We start from the raw sequence: 19,993 nt of genomic DNA on the forward strand, positions 1-19,993 counted from the left end.
CACCGGGGCGCGCGTCGCGCCGCAGCGATGCAACGATGCCACGGCCTGACAGCCGCTCGCGCGCCTGTTATCGCGCGGGATCCCCTCCCCTTCCGGCGATGCGGCAGCCCCGATGCGCTACTATCTCGGCCTCGCGACCACCTTCCACGATCCGGCGCTCGCGCTGATCGGCCCGGATGGCGGGATCCTCTTCGCCGAGGCCACCGAGCGGTACCTGCAGTACAAGCGCGCGCCGAACTGCGAACCGGATTCGGCCCCGCGCATGGCCGGCCTCCTCGGCCGCTTCCTCCCGGCGGGCGCCGAACTCGTGGTAGCGACGAGCTGGGGGCCGGACTTCAGCAGCTTCCTGGCCCGATCCGCCGCGGCCGGCGCCTTCGGGCTGGAGGCGCTGGCCGCCCATGCGCCGGGCCTCAACCGCTCCCTCGTGCCGGAGCGTGCCGAGCGCACCTTCATCGCGGAACTCGGCGTCGCGCAGGGACGGGCCGGCTATGGCACGCTGCTTGGCCTCGACCGGGCGCATGGGGGCGCAAGCCGCATCGCGGGCCTGAGGCGCTATTCCCATCACCTCACGCATGCGGCCTTCGGCCTCTGGGGCAGCCCGTTCCGGGACGCGACCTGCCTCGTCGTCGACGGCATGGGCGAGACCGGCGCCTCGGCGATCTACCGGATGGCGGCCGGGCGCATCGCCGAGGTGAAGCGCCATCGGGGGCGGGAATCGGTCGGCTTCTTCTTCGGCCTCGTCACCGATCTCGCGGGCTTCGACCAGACGAAGGGCGAGGAATGGAAGATCATGGGGCTCGCCCCCTACGGCCGCCCCGATCCCGACCTGATGGGGCTGCTGCGCCGGCTCTACCGGATCGAGGGCGGACGCCTGCGCTTCGCCGATGCGGAGACCGTTCAGGCGGTGGTCGCCGAGATCCTGGCGCGGCGCCCAACTGACGCCCTCGATTGCGGCTGGGCGGATCTCGCCCGCTGCGGGCAGGACGCCTTCGCCGAGATGATGGACGCCCTGGTGGGGCAGGCCGAAGAGCTCGCCCCGGGCGAGAATCTCGTGGTGACGGGCGGCTGCGCCCTCAACTCCTCCTACAATGGGCGCCTTCTCGGCCGCAGCGGCTACCGGCACCTGCATGTGCCCTCGGCCCCGGCCGATGACGGCAACGCGGTCGGGGCGGCCTGGCTCGCCTTCGCGGAGGACCACCCGGACTGGACCGGGCCCGGGACCGGCGCGGCGGTCACCCCCTATCTCGGCTCGACGGTCTCGACGGAGCCGCTGGAACGCATGGCGGGCTCCGAGCCGCGCCTGCGGCGCCTCGGCCATGCGGGCGTGACGCAAGCCGCGGCCGAGATCCTGGCGGCCGGGGGCCTCGTCGGCTGGGTCCAGGGCCGGGCGGAGTTCGGGCCCCGGGCGCTCGGCAACCGTTCGATCCTGGCCGATCCGCGCCCGGCCGACGCCAAGGCAATCCTCAACGCCAAGGTGAAGTACCGGGAGGCGTTCCGGCCCTTCGCGCCCTCGATCCTGGCCGAGGCCGGCCCCGACTGGTTCGAGGACTACCAGGACAGCCCCTACATGGAGCGCACCCTGGTGTGGCGCGAGGCCGTGCGCGGGCGCGTCCCGGCAGTGGTGCACGAGGACGGCACCGGCCGCCTCCAGAGCGTGACGCGGGCGCGCAACCCGGCCTATGCGGCGCTGATCGAGGCCTTCGCGGCGCGCACGGGCGTGCCGATCCTGCTCAACACCAGCTTCAACGTGATGGGCAAGCCGATCCTCCACACGGCGGAGGACGCGATCCTGATGTTCTATACCACCGGCCTCGACGCCCTGGTGGTGGAGGACTGGCTCCTGGTGAAGGACCCGGCGGTACTTCCCGGCTGCTGACGGCGGCCCGAAAAAGGGCACCGCTGTGCGGTGCCCCGACCATCCGCCCAGTGAGGCCTGGCGCCTACTCGCAGACTTCGACGCGGCGATAGGTGAAGGACTCGTCGTCGAGCCAGACCTTGCGGCGCTCGAAGTGGCAGACCGGGCCGCGGCGGCGGACGATGACGGTCTCGCCGGGATCCTCGACATAGACCCGGCGCGGCGGGGGCGCCACGTAGACCGGCGGGGGCGGGGCCGCCTGGGCGCCGTTGATAATGGCACCGGCGGCGACGCCGCCGAGCACGCCGGCAGCCGCCCCGCCGAGGATCGCGGCGCCGACGCCGTCGCGCGCCGAGGCGGCTTGCGGGGCGGTCGCAGCCAGAACAGCGGCAAGCGCCGCACACGCGCCGAGGCGCGAGAGGCCGAAAGAAGACAGAGCGCGCACGCTGGATCTCCCGAGGATGTCTGTGCAGGGTGACGGCGATTGCTTAACGAAGCGCCAAAAGGAGACGGGGCCGCGCGGGGCGCGGGTCGACGCGACACGCCTGTTGTGCGGCCGCGACGGTGCCTTGGACGGTGGCGGCGGTTTGCGGCAAATTCCGGGTGACGGGGCCGGATTCCGCGCATTGCACAGACGGGTGTGGTGCCGGTGCATCAGAGCGGCGGGCCACGATCGTCACCGCCGCCTCCGACCGGCCGCCAATTCAGCCACCTCGCTTTCCCGGACGAGTGCAGCGTCAGCGGAAGGAGATCCGGGAACCAGCACGAGGACCTGCCGCGAAGCAGCTCAATATTCCAGCACCGGTGCTGACAAGCGGTCGCTGCGCGAGGTCCTGTGCTGGGCCCCGAGTCGCATTCCGCTGCCGCTGCATGCGCCCGGGAAAAAGGCCCGACCGCCTGCGCGCCGAGCCCTTGTCGAACCGGAAACGATGCGTCCTCACGCCTCGGCGGCGTAGCGCCCGTGGCAGTGCTTGTACTTCTTGCCCGAGCCGCAGGGGCAGGGCTCGTTGCGGCCGACGCGGCCCCAGGTGGAGGCATCGGCGGGATCGCGCTCCAGCACGGCCCCCTCGGTGTTGAGGCCCTGCGCCGCATAGCCATAGGCGCCGCCGGCCGCCCCGAAGCTGCCGCTGCCCTCCGGCAGGAAGAACTCGTTCTCGCCGGTCACCGGGTCGAGGTGCTGGGCGAACATCGGCGGCAGGCTCGGCGCCTCGGGCTCCTGCATCATGATCTCGATGCGCATGAGCTGGCCCGTCACCTGTTCGCGGAGCGAGCCGATCAGGCCGTTGAAGAGCTCGAAGGCCTCCGACTTGTACTCGTTGAGCGGATCGCGCTGGGCGATGCCGCGCCAGCCGATCACCTGCCGCAGATGGTCGAGGGTGACGAGGTGCTCGCGCCAGAGATGGTCGAGGCTCTGCAGCAGAACCTGCTTCTCGACATAGGCCATCAGCTCGGGGCCGTTGCGGGTGACGCGGTCGGCATAGGCCTCGTCGGCGGCCTTGCGCAGGCGCTCGCGGATCTCCTCGTCGGCGATCCCCTCCTCCTTGGCCCAATCCTCGACGGGCACGTCGAGGTTGAGCTGATTCTCGATGCTCGCGCGCAGGCCCGCGATGTCCCACTGCTCCGGATAGGCGTCCTCCGGGATGTGCTGCGCCACCACGTCGTCGACGACCCCGTGGCGCATCTCGTCGACCGTCTCGCGCACGCTCTCCTGGGCCATGAACTCGCGGCGCTGCTCGAACACCACCTTGCGCTGGTCGTTCATGACGTTGTCGTACTTCAGCACGTTCTTGCGCATGTCGAAGTTGCGCGCTTCGACCTTCTGCTGCGCCTTGGCGATGGCCTTGTTGATCCAGGGATGGATGATGGCTTCGCCCTGTTCCAGGCCGAGCTTCTGCAGCATGCCGTCCATGCGGTCGGAGCCGAAGATCCGCATCAGGTCGTCCTGAAGCGAGAGGTAGAATTTCGAGCGGCCGGGATCGCCCTGGCGGCCGGAGCGGCCGCGCAGCTGGTTGTCGATGCGCCGGCTCTCATTGCGCTCGGTGCCGATGATGTAGAGGCCGCCGGGCAGACCGGTCTTGCGCCCCGCCGCCGGGTCGGCCGGCTCGCCGGAGGTCAGCACCTTGGCCCGGTTCTCCTCGATCTCCTGCTTGATCGCCACGATGCGGGCCTCGCGCTCCGGCCCCTCGGGCAGGCCGGCGAGCTCCTGCGTCACGCGCATCTCGACGTTGCCGCCGAGCTTGATGTCGGTGCCGCGCCCGGCCATGTTCGTCGCGATGGTGATCGCGCCCGGCACGCCCGCCTGCGCCACGATATAGGCCTCCTGCTCGTGGAAGCGGGCGTTCAGCACGGCGAATTTCTTCGTCACCCGGCCGTCGCGGGCGGCGGCGTAGACCTCCTCCATGGCCGAGGCGTTGCTGTAGTCGAGGGGCTTGTAGCCGTGCCTCTCAAGGAGCGCCGCGAGGTGCTCCGAGCGCTCGATCGAGCCGGTGCCGACCAGCACCGGCTGGTGGCGGGCATGGGCCTTGTCGATCTCCGCGATGATCGCCGCGTATTTCTCCTCCGCCGTGCGGTAGACCTCGTCGTCCTCGTCCACGCGCTCGACCGGCCTGTTGGTCGGGATCTCGACCACGCCAAGGTTGTAGATCTCCTGGAACTCGTCGGCTTCGGTCGAGGCGGTGCCGGTCATGCCGGCGAGCTTCTTGTAGAGGCGGAAGTAGTTCTGGAAGGTGATGGAGGCGAGCGTCTGGTTCTCGGGCTGGATCGTGACGCGCTCCTTGGCCTCGAGCGCCTGGTGGAGCCCTTCCGAGTAGCGCCGGCCCGGCATCATGCGGCCGGTGAACTCGTCGATGATCACCACCTCGTCGTTGCGGACGATGTAGTCCTTGTCGCGCGTGAACAGGGTATGGGCGCGCAGCGCCTGGTTCACATGGTGCACGATGGTGATGTTGTGGGCGTCGTAGAGGTCGCCCTCCTTGAGCACCCCCGCCTCGCGCAGGAGCTCCTCGATATGCTCGTTGCCGCTCTCGGTGAGCGAGACCGTGCGCTGCTTCTCGTCGAGGTCGTAATCCTCCCGCGCGAGGCGCGGCATCAGCGCGTCGATCGCCACGTAGAGGTCCGAGCGGTCGTCGATCGGGCCGGAGATGATGAGGGGGGTACGGGCCTCGTCGATCAGGATCGAATCGACCTCGTCGACGATCGCGAAAGCATGGCCGCGCTGGACCATCTGGCCCAGCTCGTACTTCATGTTGTCGCGCAGGTAGTCGAAGCCGTACTCGTTGTTGGTGCCGTAGGTGATGTCGCAGGCATAGGCCGCCTTGCGCTCGGCGTCGTCGAGCCCGTGGACGATGATGCCGGTGGTGAGGCCGAGGAAGTCGTAGATCCGACCCATCCACTCGGCGTCGCGCCGGGCGAGGTAGTCGTTGACCGTGACGACGTGGACACCGTTGCCGGCGAGCGCGTTGAGGTAGGTGGCGAGCGTGGCGACGAGCGTCTTGCCCTCACCGGTCTTCATCTCGGCGATGCCGCCCTCGTGCAGCACCATGCCGCCGATGAGCTGCACGTCGAAATGGCGCTGGCCGAGCACGCGCTTGGCCGCCTCGCGCACGGTGGCGAAGGCCGGCACCAGGATGTCGTCCAGGGACTTGCCGTTGGCGAGCTCCGCCTTGAGCGCGTCGGTGCGGGCGCGCAGCGCCTCGTCGCTCAGGGCCTCCATCTCCGGCTCGAGGGCGTTGATGGCCGCGACCCGGGGCCGGTAGCCCTTCACCCGGCGGTCGTTGGACGACCCGAAAATCTTCTTGGCGATGGCACCGAGCATCGTGGACCTGCAATCGATCGAAACGTCTGACGCGAGCGTGATGCCGCGCGTTATAGAGCCATATAGGCATCCGCGCACCAGAAAGGACCGCGGCCCGTCGGCCCCCTTCCCTGCGCCGAAAGGCTGACGCGGACAAGCGCGGCCGGCCGCTTGATTCGGTGCAGGACCCCGCTCTTTAAGGACGGCGCAAGCAACAGGGCGGGCCGGTCGGCACCGCCGATCGGGAGAGGAACCCATGAGGACACTGCGTCGGGCGCTCGCCCGCACCACCGCGCTCGCCGCCGCTCTGCTCTGCGCCTCCGGCAGCTGGGCCGCGGGGGCCTCGGACGGCGTCGTCAAGATCGGCATCCTCAACGACCAGTCGGGCGTCTACGCCGATTTCGGCGGGCGCGGCTCGGTCGAGGCGGCGAAGATGGCGGTCGAGGATTTCGGCGGGCAGGTGCTGGGTGCCCCAATCCAGATCGTCGACGCCGACCACCAGAACAAGCCCGACATCGCCTCCAACATCGCCCGGCAATGGTACGACACCGACAAGGTGGACGCGATCATGGAGCTGACGACCTCTTCGGTCGCGCTCGCCGTGCAGGGCCTCTCCCACGAGAAGAAGAAGATCACGATCGTGGACGGGGCCGCGACCACGGACCTCACGGGCAAGCAATGCACCCCGTACGGCTTCCATTGGGCCTACGACACTCACGCGCTCGCGGTCGGCACCGGCGGCTCCCTCGTCGAGACCGGCGGCGACACCTGGTTCTTCCTCACCGCCGACTACGCCTTCGGCACCGCGCTCCAGGCCGACACCACCAAATACGTGGAGGCCAAGGGCGGCAAGGTGCTGGGGAGCGTGCGCCATCCCCTGAGCGCGCAGGACTTCTCCTCGTTCCTGCTGCAGGCTCAAGGGTCGGGCGCCAAGATCATCGGGCTCGCCAATGCGGGCCTCGACACCTCGAACTCGATCAAGCAGGCAGCGGAGTTCGGCATCGTGCAGGGCGGGCAGCGCCTCGCGGCCCTGCTCTTCACCCTGGCGGAGGTGCACGGCATCGGCCTCAAGACCGCGCAGGGCATCGTGCTCACCGAGGGCTACTACTGGGACCTCGACGACCGCAGCCGCGACTTCGCCAAGCGCTACATGGCCCGCTTCGGGCGGATGCCGAGCATGATCCAGGCCGGCACCTATTCGTCGGTCACGCACTACCTCAAGGCCGTCCGGGCCGCGGGCACCGACGAGACCGAGGCCGTGGCGAAGGCGATGCGCGACCTGCCGGTCGACGACTTCTTCGGCCGCGGCGGCAAGGTGCAGGCGAACGGCCGCATGGTCCACGACATGTACCTGTTCCAGGTGAAGTCGCCGGCCGAATCGAAGGGGCCCTGGGACTATTACAAGCTCCTCGCCACGATTCCGGGCGACAAGGCGTTCCTGTCGGCCAAGGACAGCGGCTGCCCGTTGACGCAGTGACGGAGGGAGAATCTCGGCACGGCGAGGTCCCGCGCCCATCCCCGGCTCTGCCGACGGGTCCGGCTCTTCGCACAGGCGGTCCGGGCACGCTCCGGCGGGCGCGGAGTTCTGCTCCACCCCTTTCCGGATTCTCCGCGCCGTCCTGCTGCCTCTTTCCCGGACGACTACAGCGACAGCGGAAGGAGATCCGGAAACCAGCACAGTGAGTTGCCGCGCAGCGGCTCCGGTTGCCTCCAGCGTGGCTGACGAGCGGTCGCTGCGCGACGTCTTGTACTGGGCTCCGGGTCGCATTCCGCTGCTACTGCATGCGCCCGGGAAAGGGCGGAGCGAACATCCTCGCCTGGGCTGACGCGGTCTCATCCGAACATCCGCCTGCTGGCTGCGCCAGGCGGATGGCGGCTTCGCTCCGGCCTGCGAACTGATCGTTCGCAGGTCGGATCATACCGCCCGGCGCAGGAAGTCCCGGAACGACCGCCGCACCGGCGGACCCTCCTCCGGCGGCCCGGGCTCGGGCGGGGGCGAGAGCACCTCGGGACGGACAACCCGCGGCGGCGAGAAGACGCTCCCCTGCGCGAGCGGCAGGTCGAGGTCGATGAGGTCCGGCACGTCGCTCTCGCGCTCGACGCCCTCGGCGATGAGGCGCAGGCCCACCCGCGCCAGCGCCGCCGCGAGATCCTCCGCCGCGAGATCCGCGCCCGGAGCGGAGCGGCCGAGCAGCAGGTCGGCCGGGACCTTCACGTAGGCGATGCCCTGCGCGGCGAGGGCCGGCCCGTCGAAGCGCAGGTCCACCGCCCGGTCGAGGGCGAGCAGGATCCGCTCGCGCAGGGCAGCGAGCGCCGCGGCCTGCTCGGCGTCCAGGCTGCGCAGGCTGCGCTGCGGCAGGGCGAGGATCAGCCGGCCGGCGAGTTCCGGATGCGCCTCGATGAGGCGCCCGAGCGCGCGCAGGAAGCCCGGCTCGAACAGCGAACTCGGCGAGAGCGCATAGGCCACCGCCGCCGCGCTCCCGCGCGCGGCGAGCTGGCGGCTGATCGCGGTCACGCGGGCGAGCATCAGCCGGTCGAGTTCGGTGGTGCGGCCGTGCCGTTCGAGCGTCGGCATGAACTCGGCCGGGGTGAGGCGGGCGCCTCCGACGCTCAGGCGCGCCAGCGCCTCGTAGAACGCCACCTTGCGTTGCGGCAGGCTCACGATGGGCTGGAGATGCACCTCCAGCCCGCCCTCGGTGAGCGCCGTCAGGATCTCCTCCTGGCGCTGCGCCGCGGCGGCATCGGAGGCGGGCCGGGTTTCGGGCCCCGGCAGTGCCGGCTCGGGCACGAAGGGACGCAAGGGCGCGGAGGGCGGAAGGGGCGCGGAGCGCGGCAGGATCGCGGGCACCGGCTGGGGAGCGGGGGCCGCTGCGGCAACCGGCCGCGCCGCGGGGGCCGAAGGCGGAAAAGCCGGAGCGGGGGCGGCGCGCTCCTTCAGCCGGGCGATCTCGCCGTCCTGGGCCGCGACGGTGACCGCGAGCTCGCGCACGATGCCGCCGAGGAGGCCGATCTCCGCCGTCACCTCCGCCACCTCCTCGGCCAGCCGGTCCGGCCGGGGCGCGTCGGGCCCCGGCGCGGGGCCGGGCCGCTGCTCGATGGCGAGCAGGCGCCGCGACAGCACGTCCATCTCTCCCGAGAGCTTCTCCATCTGGGCCACGGCGCGGCCCGCCCGCCGCCACGCGAGGCCCGCCGCCACGCTCGCGCCGGTCGCCCAGGCCAGGGCGAGACCCGCCGTCACCCCGAGGGCGGGAGCCGACAGGAAGGCGACGGTGAGGCACAGGCCGCCGCCGAGGAGCGTGGCGAGACAGAGAGAAACCAATCCCGCGGAAGGCCCTTCGGCACGACGGCCGCTCGTGGGGGCCATGGCGGAGTAACTCCCTCGGGTTGTGAAGCACGGGCGTCGCGGGCCCGCCGGAACCTTCGTTGTCGCGTAGGCTCGGCGCGCCCGCAAGACGCCGGGAGGTCACTGTCCCGAGCTTCTCGCCCCCCTTGCCGTCCGCCGGCCAGAGCCCGACATCCAGGCCCGACAAGGCGCTCGCGGCATCCGCCGCAGATCGAGGCCGAGGAGACCGGAATATGGCGCATCAGGGGCAGGGTCCCGCCGGGGATCGCGTGGAGCTGCTGATGCAGGTCGAGGGCATGACCTGCGCCGGCTGCGTCGAGGCCGTCACCCGCGCGATCCGCCGCCTCGACCCGGAGGCGGCCGTCGCCGTCGATCTCGGGCAGGGCCGGGTCTCCGTCACCACCGACGCGCAGGCCATCGACGTCGCGCAGGTGCTCCAGCGGGCGGGCTACGAGGCGCGCGCCATGACGGGCTGACCGCCCCCGCCTCCTGCGCTGGCGCACCCCGCGAGCCCCGGCCGTCTAACGATCGTTTAAGCCGGCTCTGCGAGGGTCGGTGCGTTCGGAGTCGAGGGAGCGCAGGAGACCCCGGGGTCACCGGCGCTGGCGTGGCGGTGTGCGTATCAACAAGGCCTTTGCGACCCTGATCGACGCCCGCCTCGCGGGTCTCGTGCACGACTCGGTCTCGGAGGAGTCGGGTGAGCGGAGACGCCACGAGCGGTTCCTGATCTCCCGGCTCGCCACGGGCGCCGTCACCATGGCGATGCTGCCCCCCTACCTGCTCTGGCGGGGAGTCCCGTCGCTGATCGAGGCGGCGGTGGTGGCCTGCCTGCTGCTGCCGGTCGTCGCTGCCTTCGCGCTGGTGCGGACGGGACGCCTGACGATGGCGCACAGCCTGTCCTCGGCGGCCCATACGGGCCTCGTGGTCTGCCTTGCCCATCTCTCGGGCGGCCCGACCTCGGCGGCGAGCCTATGGCTCGTGATGATCCCCATCGAGGCCCTGATGGCGGGCACGCACCGGGCCGCCATCCAGGCCGCCGGGTTCGCGGCGGCCGGGGCCGTGGCGATCGCCGTCATGGAGCCGGCGAGCGAGCCGGCGCTCGGCTGGTCCGCCGCCGTGGCGATGCCGATCTTCGCGATCACGGCGATCTGCCACGTGCTCTCGCTCGCGATCGAATACCGGCGGCGCGAGGGCAGCTGGAGCGACCGTCTGCGCGCGGCCTCCGCCCGCAACGCCCTGCTCCTCGACGTCGTCGACGACCTCGTGACCTGGCACGACCGCAACGGCGGGGTCCTGCAGGCGAGCCGCGGCGCGATCCGGCTCGCGGGCGCGAGCCCGCAATCGCTCCTCGGTCGCGGCCTGCTCGGACGGGTCCACGTCTCGGACCGGCCCGCTTTCCTGAAGGCGATCAGCGATGCGGCGAGCCTCGACGGGCCGGTGACGGTTCAGTTCCGCCTGCATGCGGACCTTCCGGCCTCCGGCGAGCCGGGCCGGGTGATCTGGGCCGAAATGCGCGCCCACCGGGTGCCGGCCGGCGCGGGCGCCGTGCCGGGCCAGGCTGCCGTGGTGGCGGTGACGCGCGACGTGTCCGAGCACCATCGCCATGCCGCGGAACTCGACCGGGCGCGAGCGGAGGCGGAGCGCGCCGATGCGGTGAAGAGCCGCTTCCTCGCGGTGGTGAGCCATGAGCTGCGCACGCCGCTCAACGCGATCATCGGATTCTCGGAGATGCTCTCGGCCGAGGCCGGCCTCACCTTGCCGGTGGAGCGTCAGCGTGAATACGCGGTCATCATCCAGAGCTCGGGGCGGCACCTGCTCGAGGTGGTCAACGCCCTCCTCGACCTGACGAGGATCCAGAGCGGCAGCTTCGACTTCGCCCCGGAGCCCTTCGACATCCGCGCCGTGGTGAACGGCTGCTGCGACCTGATGCAGCTGCGCGCCGACCAGGTCGGGGTCGAGCTCCTGCGCGACGTGCCCCGCGACCTGCCGGAGCTGACCGCGGATCCGCGCGCCTGCCGCCAGATGCTGATCAACCTGCTGTCGAACGCCGTGAAGTTCACCCCGCGCGGCGGGCGCGTCACGGTCTCGGTGCGGCAGGCCTACGACCGGATCGAGCTGTCCGTCACCGATACGGGCATCGGCATCGCGGAGGCGGACCTGCCGCGACTCGGCGATCCCTTCTTCCAGGCGGGCGACGCGGCGGCCTATGCGCGGATGCACGAGGGCACCGGGCTCGGGCTCTCGGTGGTGCGCGGCCTCGTGGGCCTGCACGACGGCGAGATGACGCTGGAGAGCTCGGTCGCCCGCGGCACCCGCGTGGTGGTCGCGCTGCCCCTCGACTGCCGCGGCGGCCCGCGGCCGGGCCTGCCGGTCCCGATCCGCACCGCCCCGCTCGCCGAGCCGGCCGCCCTGCCGCTGCTGCGCGCCGGTTAGGATTTCGAGACGGATGGCGGGCTAGAATCCGTCTCGGGCGCTCCCGGCCGAAGTGGCCACCGGTCCGGCGCCAGAGCGCGCGACACCGCAGGATTTCAGAGCCTGAGCGCCGGCGCGCCGTACCGCAGGAGACCCGATGCCCGAGGTGCCCGCCCGGCCCCCCGATCCGGACCTGACGCTCACGCCCGAAGCGAGGCCGTTGCCGCGCCCCCGGGGCGGATCGGCCCGGCGTGGTCCCGCACCCCGGCCGGCACCGCCGCGCGCCCTCGCGCGCCTGCGCGAGGGCCTCAATGCGGTGCTGCGCCACCCGGTCGGCATCGTCGGCGGCGTCCTCGTGCTCGCCGCCACGGCGGCGGTGGCCGTCAACGCGCTGAGCTTCCAGACCGGCCGCCACCCGGCCCCGCTCTTCGCCAAGTTCGACGCCAAGCCCGACGCCAAGGCCGGGGCCAGATCCGATGCCAAGCCCGGCACCGCGGCCGCCCCGGCGCCCCGGCCGGCCAAGGCGGCCCTGAAGCCTCCGGACCCCAAGCCCCCGGAGACGTCCCACGACGGCATCGGCGAGCTGATCAAGGGCGACGCACAATCCACCGCCTCGGTCGCGCTCCGCGACGGGACGCCGAAGCCCCCCTCCGCCAGCCGGAAGTCCCTGGCCTCCCTTCCGCCCCCGCGGCCGCGGGCGGAGGCGCCGCCTGCACCACCCATTGCCGCGCAGCCCAAGCCCTCGGTGAAGAAGGCCGAGGCGGCCCGGGAGGCGGGCGCGCGCAAACCCGACCCGCAGGTGATGTTCGCCCAGAAGGCGCTGGTGAAGCTCGGCTACGGCCCCCTGGCGATCGACGGGGTGGCCGGCCCGGCCACCCGCGCGGCGATCACACGCTTCGAGCGGGAGCGGCACCTGCCCGGCAGGCCGGACGTCGCCAACCGCACGCTGAAGGAGCTGGCGAGCCGCTCGGGCCTCAGGCCGGAGTGAGCGGCGGGCCGACAGCATCATCGGGCCGCGGCTCGGCCCCGACGGCGGCCCGGAGCTCGGCGTGCCGACGCCGAACCGGGAGGCAGGGCCACGGTTTTCCTCGCTCCCCGTTCCGGGTAAGCAGGACCGGGTGGCCTCAGGGCCGGGCGATCCTGCCGAGGCTCCCTGCCATCGCTCACCCGTGTCCGCAGAACCGCCGGCCATCCCGGTGGATCATGCTCGGGACGAACCGTCTGCCGGGAGGGACGAGGATGGCCCGCCTTCGCTCCGATTTCTGGGTCGCCGCCCATCTGCGCCGCTGCGCGGTCGAGGGCGTGAGCGCCGTCCAGCGGCGGCGGGGCGCGCCCGAGGCCGGGGCCATCTTCGTCAAGGTCGACCGGCTCGACGGCCGCGCCGATCTCTACGGCCCGGCCCCGCAGGCCCTGTTCGACGCCGACGACGACGGCACGCGGCGGTTCGAGGCGCTGATGCGGGAGGCCCTTCCGCCGGACGTGGAGGCCCGGATCGCCAAGGAGGTGCGGTTCGATCCCGATCTCTGGATCGTCGAGATCGACGACCGGGAGGGGCGCCACCTCCTCGATCTCGCCGCCGAGCGCTGAGCATCCGCCGCGCTCCCCCCGGGCCGGCGGAGGTCCGGGTCACTGCACCTTGCGCGTGCGCTCCGGCAGGGCCGGGCGCAGGAGCGGCGCGGCCGGGCGCAGCTTCGGCGAAGCCGGGCCGTGCAGCGGCCGGTGCTGCTCGGGCGAGGCGACCCGCTCGGCCGGCTCCTCGCCCAGGATCGCCGCCAGGAGGTCCCGGGCGGTCGCGGGCTCGGTCGTCCGGAAGAGGTCGGCGAGCGCGAACACCGCCTCGACCGAGCGGCCGATCGCCGGATCGAGGCGCAGGAAGAGGAACACCGCCTCCTCCTCGGTGAGCCCGGCCGCCTTGAGGGCAAGCGCCAGGAGATCCCGGCGCCGCGGCTCGGCGAAGTTCCAGGCCACCGCACGCAAGCCGAGCGCCGCGGCGAGCTCCGCCTCGACCGCTGCCCCCTCCCCTCGCAGCGCGAAGGTCTTGAGGGCGTCGCCGAGGCCGCGGACGGCCGGACGCGAGCGGGGCCGCAGGGCCGCCCGGGCGGCGATTCCCTCCCGGATGGCGATGCGGCGCTCGGGCGAGGACTCCAGATAGAGAGGCGCGAGGTCGACCGCCGGCAGATCGTCGCGGGCGACGAGCCGGGCGGCGAGGTCCGGGCGCAGGCGGGCGCGGGCGACGAGGCGCTCCAGAGCGGGACCGTCGAGCCGGGCCCGGCCGTTCTCCGCAAGGGCGAGGTCGACCGCCGGATCGTCGCGCAGGGTCAGGTCGTCGATCACCGCGCGGCTGAGGTCGCCCCGGCGCGCGATCACCGCGTCGAGGGCCGGACCGTTCTTGACCGCGTCGAGCAGGTCCGTCGAGAGGACGGGGCTGAGCGCGAGCACGGCGTCACGGGCCTCCCCGCCATGGGCGGCGAGCAGCTTCAGCACGCTCTGCGGCGTGTCGGCGAGCGGCGCGAGCTTCTGCGCCACCATCGCGGCGGTGGCCGCGTCCACGGTCGGGATCAGCCCGCAGGCCAGGGATTCGAAGGCCCGGATCGTGCCCGGGTCGCGGGCCGGAGCGGCACGGAACAGGTCCGTCTGCACCCGCAGGAGAACCGGCTTCATGTCGAGCCGGCGATCCTGCGCCAATTCGAGGAGGCCGGAGAGGTCCGGGACGGCGTCGACGGCGGAGCGTGACATGGGGCGATCGGGTACGCAGTACGAATGTCGCGAGGCTACGAGGCACCGCGTAAAGCGACGCTTAAGCCTGTCGGGAAGGCCGCCGGAGCGGCCTGGGGAGAGTGGGGATAGAAGCGAGCCCCGGTCACGGAGGGTTTACGGCCGCGCCCGGCCGGGCCGCCCGCCGGAAACCCGGCGTTAACCATGGCGTGGTCTTTCAGATGGCGGCTGTCGCACCGCCATCGGCGGTGGCGGCTCTCGGAGGGTCCTCGGATTGGGGAGGCGGAGATGAGCGGCCTGAAGCATCGCGGCACGGCGGAGATCGTCCCGTTTCCGGCACCCGGGCAGCGCGCATGCCGGCCGGCTGCGTCCGAGCCGCCGCGCGGCGTCATCCTGCTCTTCACGGGGGTCCGCTATGAACGGCCATCCGATCCCTCCCCGCTCCCGGTCGAGCCGCCGGCCGGCGATATCCGCAAGCGCGGCTGAGGCGCGGATGCCTCTGCGCGGTCTCCTCGCTCGCCCCATCCTGCTCCTGGCGCTGCCCTTCGCCGCCTCGTGCGTGCAGCAGGGCGATTTCGGCCGTCCGGCTCCCACCGCCTGGAACAGCCTGATCGGCGCGGCCGGCCCGCTCACCGCCCGCGTGCAGGGTGAGCCCGTCTCGCTGTTCCCGTTCACGGACGACGAGCGGACCTTGCGGGAGCGCGCCTGGCGCTACCTGATGCCCGCGCGCGACCGTTCGCTGTTCGAGACGGCGCTGTCCGACCTCACCCGGGCCGGGCTGCCGGCCGAGTGGCGCCCCACCGACCCGGCCGGGTATTTCGAGGCGATCCTGGCGGAGAATGCCCGTTCGCCCGTCTCGCGCTACCGCCGCCTGTCCGACGACGTCACGGCGGACGGGCGCCTGATCCCGGCCTTCGCCGAGACCGCCGCCCGCGTCGTGCGGGCCGACCTGAACCGGCTGCGCAGCCTGCCCTTCATCCGCACCCTCGACGATGCCGACGTGCGCGGCGCCGCCATGCGGGTCGCCGAGAACCGCTGCCTGATCGCCTGGGTCCGCCGCGAGGCGGCCTTACGCGAGGAGGCGTATCGCTACGCCCTGGAGCACCTGCTCGTCGCGGTGCCGGGCGAGGAGGCGATCGGGGCCGAGCGGACACTCGCCTTCCTCACCGCGCGGCGCCGTCTCCTCGACCCGCTGCTCCCGGTGGATGCGGAAGCGCGCTGCGGCCTCGCGCCGGCCGCCGGAGCCGGCCCGCAGGCCACGCTCGTCACCAAGGGCTAGAGTCTGTCCAGGAGAAGAGGGCGCGGGGAACCCCTCTCCCGTGCGGGAGAGGGGTTCCCCGCGCGTCCTCGTCCCGGGACAGATCAACCGGAAGCCGGATCAAAGACTTCAGGATCTGCCGGGCGCTCCTACTCGTCCGGCCCGTCGATGGTGCAGGAGACCGAGCGGGCAGCCGCGTTGGCGAGCGCCTGCTGACTCGGCAGGGCGGCCAGAACCCGCACCACCACGAAGCCCTCGCGGCCCGGCGCGACGATCCTGACGTCGCGGTTGCGCTCGTCCTCGTCCGCGTTGGCGAGCGCCTCGTCGAACTGGCGCCGGGTCATGATGACGAGTTCGATGTTGCCCTTCACCGCTGCCTGATCGGTCACCGCGTAGAAGGCGCCGCCGCGCCCATGCACCGAGATCGATTCGAGGAGCGGACCGGTCTCGGCCGAGATCCGCACGGGACCGTCGTCGAGGTCGTAGGCGCAGATGCCCACCGCCACCGCCGGGTCCTGCGACGGCAGCCAGCCCTCCGCGGCCTCGGGGGGGCCTCCCGTCTCGGCCGCATGGATCAGCACGGAGGTGTCGTTGCTGAGCGTCGCCCGGGCGCGCGAGAGCGCATCGTTGGCCGACAGGTAGGGGATCGCCATCACCACGGCGATGTGGACGATGCCCGCCAGCACGAGGCCGCAGAGCGTGGCGAGGAGGAAGCGGCCGCCCTGTGTCATCCGTCGCAAGCCACGCGCGTGATGGTGGGGACGCCCTCGCGCTCGAGCACCCCGGTGCTCGCCGCAACCGGCGTGTCGTAGAGGCGCAGCACGAGGCGCAGAGCCCCCTCCCCGCCCGGCACCGGCAGCCAGTTGCCCGGCTGGACCGAGGGGCTGAGGATGATCGCGAAGCGCCCGGCCTGATCGCGCAGCACCTCCGTCGAGGTGAAGCCGCGGCGCGGCGGCGGGCCGTCGGAAGCGGGCGGCGCGTCGGGCCGGCGCCGCTCGGCGGTGAGCGTCCAGGCCCGGGCCGGGGGCGTCGCCCCGGCAATCCGGTAGGTGCAGGCCGGCGAGAGGCGCTGCCCGGCATCGTCGACGAGCGCGGTGAGCAGCAGGCCCTCGCCCAGAGCGATCGGGATCTCGCCGGTGCGGGCGTGGATCGCGCGGGCGTAAGGGTCGGCCTCCCGCGAGCCGATGCGCGGCCATGCCGTCCAGGCATTCAGGCCGACGCCGCCGAAGGGATAGCGCCCGCGCGTCGCCCAGTTGGCGGAGGCGAGGCCGAGGCCGAGGCCGAGCGCGAGCGCGTAGACCACGAGCCCCACGATGCCGGCCCGGCGCGGGTTGAGGCGCGAGCGCCGCAAGGCGACCCGCGCCCGGCGGAATGCGGGGTGAAGGGGGGCGGTGCGGGCGGTCCAGTCCGCCGGCGCCCGGGCGAGTCTCTCGGACAGCATCGGGCCTGTGTTTAGCGCAGATGCGGCCGGAGGGTGAGCATCGCGATCACGGCGTCGCGAAGCGGCCGGCCGGGCGCCCGCCTTCCGCGAAGCTGCCGGCGCTGCCGACCTCCCGCAGGGCGGCGCGGCCGGGAGCGGGCTCGACGGTGCGGAACAGGTTGCCGATGCCGCCCAGCACCTCGAAGGAGCGCCGCGAGAGCGCGCCGGGCGGCGCCCCGGGCGGGGCCGCGGGCGCGGGCGCCTTGTTGGCCGCGACCGCGCCGGGCTTGTCGCTCTCGAAGCCGGGTAGCGGCTTGAGCTCGATGCCCTGGTGGGCCGGGGCCATCACCTCGTGGAAGGTCATGGCGGGCAGCGAGCCGCCGGTCATGTTCTTGGTCGAGGAATGGTCGTCGTTGCCGTACCAGACCGCCGTGACGAGGTTGCCCGTGTAGCCGACGAACCACGCATCCCGGTAGGCGTTGGTGGTGCCGGACTTGCCCGCCGTCTTCACGCCCTCGATCGCCGCCTTGCGGCCGGTGCCTTCCTCCACGACCTTGTTGAGCATGAAGTTCATGTCGGCCACGACGCGGGACGAGAGCACCTGCTCGGGCGGCGGCTCGTTCGCATCGTGGCGGTAGATCACCTCGCCGGACGAGGAGCGGATCTCCACCGCCGCATAGGGCTTCGCCCGGCGGCCACCACTGGCGAAAACCGCGTAGCCGGCGGCCTGGTCGAGCACCGTCACCTCCGCCGAGCCGATCGGCAGCGAGACCGAATCGACGAGGTTCGTGGTGAGGCCCATCCGGCGGGCGGTGTCGATGATCTTGGCCCGGCCGAGCTTGGCGGCGCGCGCCTCGTGGGTCTCGCCCATGGCCTTGCCCATGGCGATCGAGAGCTTGACCGGAATGGTGTTGATCGACTTGGCGACCGCGATCCACAGGGGCACGGTGCCCGCGAAGGAGCGGCCGTAATTCGCCGGGCACCAATTGCCGATGCAGACCGGGGAATCGACCACCTTGCTGTCCGGCCGCCACTGTCCGGTGGAGAGGGCCGCCGCGTAGACGTAGGGCTTGAACGACGAGCCCGGCTGGCGGAGCGCGTCCGTCGCGCGGTTGAACTGGCTCTGGCCGTAATCGGAGCCACCCACCATCGCCCGCACGCCCCCGTCCGGGTCCATGGTGACGAGGGCGGCCTGCTCGACGTCGAAGGCATCGCCGAACTGGCGCAGGATGTTCTCGACGGCCTGGTCGGCCCGCCGCTGGATGGCGAGGTCGAGGGGCGTCTTGACGACGAGCACCCGTTCCTTCTTCAGCTTGCCCTCGTCGGCGAGGCGCTTCACCTCGTTGAAGGCCCAGTCGAGATAGTAGTCGGCGCTGACGTCGCGCGAGCGCGTCACCGGGGTCGCCGGATTGCGCAAGGCCGACTGGATCTGGCCCTCGGTGAGGTAGCCGGCCTCCACCATGTTGTGGAGCACGTCCGCGGCCCGGGCGCGGGCGGCCGGCAGGTTCACGTGCGGCGCGTATTTGGTCGGGGCCTTGAACAGGCCCGCCAGCATGGCCGCCTCGGCGAGCGAGATGTCCTTGAGGTTCTTGCCGAAATAGTAGTCGGCCGCCGCCACCGCGCCGAAGGTGCCGCCGCCCATATAGGCGCGGTCGAGATAGAGCTTGAGGATCTCGTTCTTGGTCAGGTGCCATTCCAGCCAGAGGGCGAGGAAGGCCTCGTTGATCTTGCGCTGGAGCGAGCGCTCGTTGGTGAGGAAGAGGTTCTTGGCGAGCTGCTGGGTGAGCGAGGAACCGCCCTGCACGTGGCCGCCGCCCCGCGCATTGACCGTGAGCGCGCGTGCCGTCCCGATCGGGTCGATGCCCCAGTGGTCGTAGAAGCGCCGATCCTCGGTCGCGATCAGGGCCTTGATCAGGATGTCGGGAAACTCGTCGATGCGCAGCGAGTCGTCGTGCTTGATGCCGCGCCGCCCGACCTCGGTCCCGTAGCGGTCGAGGAAGGTCACGGCGAGATCCTGGGTCTTGAGCCAGTTCTCGCTGGTCTGGTTGAAGGCGGGCTGGGCGAGGGTGACCATGACGAAGGCGCCGCCGAGCGCCAGGGTGACGCCTTCGCTCGCGAGGTCCAGGACCACGCGCTTGACGCCCCGCACGGTGAAGCGGCGGCGCATCGCCTCCGAGAAGCGCTCGTAGGATTCGCCGAGGCCGCGCCCGCCGTCATAGAGGCTCGCGTTCAGCCACGCGTCGAACCCGAGGGCTCCGCGGCCAAGGCGGGCCCAGAGCGAGGAGAGCCAGTTCAGCGGCACGGCGTCACTTCCATGGCGGCCCGGCCGCTCGCGCGCCGGACGATCGGTCACCTGTACCCAATCTCAGCGCGAACCGCGAGGCGGCGGCGCCACGGCCGCGCTTGATTGAGAGGAACGCGGCTGCGGCCAGACGGATCCCCGCCTCGCCCGCTCCGGCGCGCGACCTAACCGGGACGCGAGGTCGCAGGAGCGCCGAGCGGCTTCCCAGCCGCGCTTGTGCGGGGCGCGCGCCTGCGGCAGAGGGAAGCGGTTTTCCGCCCCCACGAAGGATTCCGTCTTGGCCGCAAAATCCTTGGCCGCAAAATCCAAGGCCGCCCCGCCCGCATCGCCGTTCTGGCGCGAGAAGAGCCTCGACGCCATGAGCCCGCAGGAGTGGGAGAGCCTGTGCGACGGCTGCGGGCGCTGCTGCCTTCTCAAGCTCGAGGACGAGGACACGGGCGAGATCCATCACACCGACGTCGCCTGCACGCTCCTCGACACCCATGCCTGCCGCTGCCGGGACTATGCGGGCCGCCAGCGCCGGGTGCCGGACTGCGTGCGCCTGACGCCGGAGACGGTGCGCACGCTGCCCTGGCTGCCGCCGACCTGCGCCTATCGCCTCGTGCGCGAGGGCCGCGACCTGCCCTGGTGGCACCCGCTCGTCTCCGGGAGCCGCGCAACCGTGCACAAGGCCGGGATCTCGGTGCGCGGACGCGTCAGCGGCACCGAGGAGGAGTTCGAGACGGACGAGCTCCTCGACCGGATCGTGACTTGGCCGGCGGAGGATCCGGACGATCCGGCGTCATAGGGGGCTTGCGCCCCACGCGGCATGCGGATTGCATCGCAGGGATCGTCACCATGATGTTTCCTCCCTGATCTGGAGCCCCGCCTGCACCCTGCGGGCGGGGCCTTTTTC

16 protein-coding genes are annotated in these 19,993 nt (G+C 72.1%); 9 read left to right on the top strand and 7 right to left on the bottom strand.

The genetic code is table 11. The annotated features are described in order from the left end of the window. Positions 1–112: 112 nt before the first annotated feature. On the top strand, positions 113–1,876 hold the full coding sequence (locus MNOD_RS03430; RefSeq protein WP_015927443.1) for a carbamoyltransferase family protein: 1,764 nt from the start codon (positions 113–115) through the stop codon (positions 1,874–1,876). Positions 1,877–1,940: 64 nt separating this feature from the next. Here MNOD_RS03430 and MNOD_RS03435 read toward each other — a convergent pair whose 3' ends face one another. Together MNOD_RS03435 and secA are read right to left on the bottom strand one after the other, a co-directional pair. After that, a complete protein-coding gene (locus MNOD_RS03435; RefSeq protein WP_015927444.1) occupies positions 1,941–2,300 on the bottom strand; it encodes a hypothetical protein in 360 nt (119 codons plus the stop codon). Positions 2,301–2,792: 492 nt separating this feature from the next. After that, positions 2,793–5,669, bottom strand: a complete 2,877-nt coding sequence (secA, locus tag MNOD_RS03440) for a preprotein translocase subunit SecA (protein ID WP_015927445.1) — start codon at positions 5,667–5,669, stop codon at positions 2,793–2,795. A 235-nt stretch (positions 5,670–5,904) separates the two neighbouring features. On the opposite strand from secA, the gene MNOD_RS03445 reads away from it, so the two are divergent. After that, complete coding sequence (locus tag MNOD_RS03445; RefSeq protein ID WP_015927446.1) at positions 5,905–7,125, top strand: ABC transporter substrate-binding protein; 1,221 nt, start codon at positions 5,905–5,907, stop codon at positions 7,123–7,125. Between the two features lie 438 nt (positions 7,126–7,563). On the opposite strand, the gene MNOD_RS03450 is transcribed toward MNOD_RS03445, so the two are convergent. Then, positions 7,564–9,012 (bottom strand): EAL domain-containing protein, encoded by a 1,449-nt coding sequence (locus MNOD_RS03450; protein ID WP_015927447.1) that lies wholly within the window; start codon positions 9,010–9,012, stop codon positions 7,564–7,566. 212 nt (positions 9,013–9,224) lie between these two features. Here MNOD_RS03450 and MNOD_RS03455 point away from each other — a divergent pair, with 212 nt between their 5' ends. From MNOD_RS03455 to MNOD_RS03470, 4 genes are all read left to right on the top strand, one after another. After that, the gene (locus MNOD_RS03455; RefSeq protein ID WP_015927448.1) at positions 9,225–9,467 is read left to right on the top strand and encodes a heavy-metal-associated domain-containing protein; all 243 of its coding nucleotides are present in this window, start codon (positions 9,225–9,227) and stop codon (positions 9,465–9,467) included. 139 nt (positions 9,468–9,606) lie between these two features. After that, entirely contained in the window at positions 9,607–11,424 is a 1,818-nt protein-coding gene (locus tag MNOD_RS03460) for a sensor histidine kinase (RefSeq protein WP_015927449.1), read from the top strand. A 136-nt stretch (positions 11,425–11,560) separates the two neighbouring features. Beyond that, positions 11,561–12,391: a peptidoglycan-binding domain-containing protein gene (locus MNOD_RS49865; RefSeq protein ID WP_015927450.1), complete on the top strand. Its 831-nt coding sequence runs from the start codon at positions 11,561–11,563 to the stop codon at positions 12,389–12,391. A gap of 251 nt (positions 12,392–12,642) precedes the next feature. Next, positions 12,643–12,990, top strand: a complete 348-nt coding sequence (locus MNOD_RS03470; RefSeq protein WP_015927451.1) for a DUF1491 family protein — start codon at positions 12,643–12,645, stop codon at positions 12,988–12,990. A 39-nt stretch (positions 12,991–13,029) separates the two neighbouring features. Here MNOD_RS03470 and MNOD_RS03475 read toward each other — a convergent pair whose 3' ends face one another. Beyond that, entirely contained in the window at positions 13,030–14,139 is a 1,110-nt protein-coding gene (locus tag MNOD_RS03475) for a DUF2336 domain-containing protein (RefSeq protein ID WP_015927452.1), read from the bottom strand. Between the two features lie 267 nt (positions 14,140–14,406). On the opposite strand from MNOD_RS03475, the gene MNOD_RS03480 reads away from it, so the two are divergent. Together MNOD_RS03480 and MNOD_RS03485 are read left to right on the top strand one after the other, a co-directional pair. Then, positions 14,407–14,604 (top strand): hypothetical protein, encoded by a 198-nt coding sequence (locus MNOD_RS03480; RefSeq protein WP_015927453.1) that lies wholly within the window; start codon positions 14,407–14,409, stop codon positions 14,602–14,604. Between the two features lie 7 nt (positions 14,605–14,611). Further along, entirely contained in the window at positions 14,612–15,397 is a 786-nt protein-coding gene (locus MNOD_RS03485; protein WP_015927454.1) for a hypothetical protein, read from the top strand. A gap of 128 nt (positions 15,398–15,525) precedes the next feature. Here the strand turns inward: MNOD_RS03485 and MNOD_RS03490 are convergent, their stop codons facing one another. Genes MNOD_RS03490 through MNOD_RS03500 form a run of 3 tightly spaced genes read right to left on the bottom strand, consistent with a single transcriptional unit; the run spans position 15,526 to position 19,098 of the window. Next, positions 15,526–16,107, bottom strand: coding sequence for a DUF1254 domain-containing protein (locus MNOD_RS03490; protein ID WP_015927455.1), 582 nt, complete (start codon positions 16,105–16,107; stop codon positions 15,526–15,528). Next, on the bottom strand, positions 16,104–16,817 hold the full coding sequence (locus MNOD_RS03495) for a DUF1214 domain-containing protein (protein WP_015927456.1): 714 nt from the start codon (positions 16,815–16,817) through the stop codon (positions 16,104–16,106). The genes MNOD_RS03490 and MNOD_RS03495 overlap by 4 nt, the downstream gene beginning before the upstream one ends. A 46-nt stretch (positions 16,818–16,863) precedes the next feature. Then, positions 16,864–19,098 carry a transglycosylase domain-containing protein gene (locus MNOD_RS03500; RefSeq protein WP_015927457.1) on the bottom strand — a complete coding sequence of 745 codons (2,235 nt, stop codon included), beginning with the start codon at positions 19,096–19,098 and terminating at the stop codon, positions 16,864–16,866. A gap of 358 nt (positions 19,099–19,456) precedes the next feature. On the opposite strand from MNOD_RS03500, the gene MNOD_RS03505 reads away from it, so the two are divergent. Then, the gene (locus MNOD_RS03505; protein WP_050783482.1) at positions 19,457–19,885 is read left to right on the top strand and encodes a YcgN family cysteine cluster protein; all 429 of its coding nucleotides are present in this window, start codon (positions 19,457–19,459) and stop codon (positions 19,883–19,885) included. Positions 19,886–19,993 lie beyond the last annotated feature (108 nt).

This window comes from Methylobacterium nodulans ORS 2060 (genome assembly GCF_000022085.1).
In the GTDB taxonomy this organism is placed as follows: domain Bacteria; phylum Pseudomonadota; class Alphaproteobacteria; order Rhizobiales; family Beijerinckiaceae; genus Methylobacterium; species Methylobacterium nodulans.

Coding starts and splice junctions, on each gene's coding strand:
- MNOD_RS03480 (WP_015927453.1), top strand. CDS start 14,407: ATGAGCGGCCTGAAGCATCGCGGCACGGCGGAGATCGTCCCGTTTCCG.
- MNOD_RS03505 (WP_050783482.1), top strand. CDS start 19,457: ATGAGCCCGCAGGAGTGGGAGAGCCTGTGCGACGGCTGCGGGCGCTGC.
- MNOD_RS03445 (WP_015927446.1), top strand. CDS start 5,905: ATGAGGACACTGCGTCGGGCGCTCGCCCGCACCACCGCGCTCGCCGCC.
- MNOD_RS03485 (WP_015927454.1), top strand. CDS start 14,612: ATGCCTCTGCGCGGTCTCCTCGCTCGCCCCATCCTGCTCCTGGCGCTG.
- MNOD_RS03470 (WP_015927451.1), top strand. CDS start 12,643: ATGGCCCGCCTTCGCTCCGATTTCTGGGTCGCCGCCCATCTGCGCCGC.
- secA (WP_015927445.1), bottom strand. CDS start 5,669: ATGCTCGGTGCCATCGCCAAGAAGATTTTCGGGTCGTCCAACGACCGC.
- MNOD_RS03475 (WP_015927452.1), bottom strand. CDS start 14,139: ATGTCACGCTCCGCCGTCGACGCCGTCCCGGACCTCTCCGGCCTCCTC.
- MNOD_RS49865 (WP_015927450.1), top strand. CDS start 11,561: ATGCCCGAGGTGCCCGCCCGGCCCCCCGATCCGGACCTGACGCTCACG.
- MNOD_RS03430 (WP_015927443.1), top strand. CDS start 113: ATGCGCTACTATCTCGGCCTCGCGACCACCTTCCACGATCCGGCGCTC.
- MNOD_RS03490 (WP_015927455.1), bottom strand. CDS start 16,107: ATGACACAGGGCGGCCGCTTCCTCCTCGCCACGCTCTGCGGCCTCGTG.
- MNOD_RS03455 (WP_015927448.1), top strand. CDS start 9,225: ATGGCGCATCAGGGGCAGGGTCCCGCCGGGGATCGCGTGGAGCTGCTG.
- MNOD_RS03450 (WP_015927447.1), bottom strand. CDS start 9,012: ATGGCCCCCACGAGCGGCCGTCGTGCCGAAGGGCCTTCCGCGGGATTG.
- MNOD_RS03495 (WP_015927456.1), bottom strand. CDS start 16,817: ATGCTGTCCGAGAGACTCGCCCGGGCGCCGGCGGACTGGACCGCCCGC.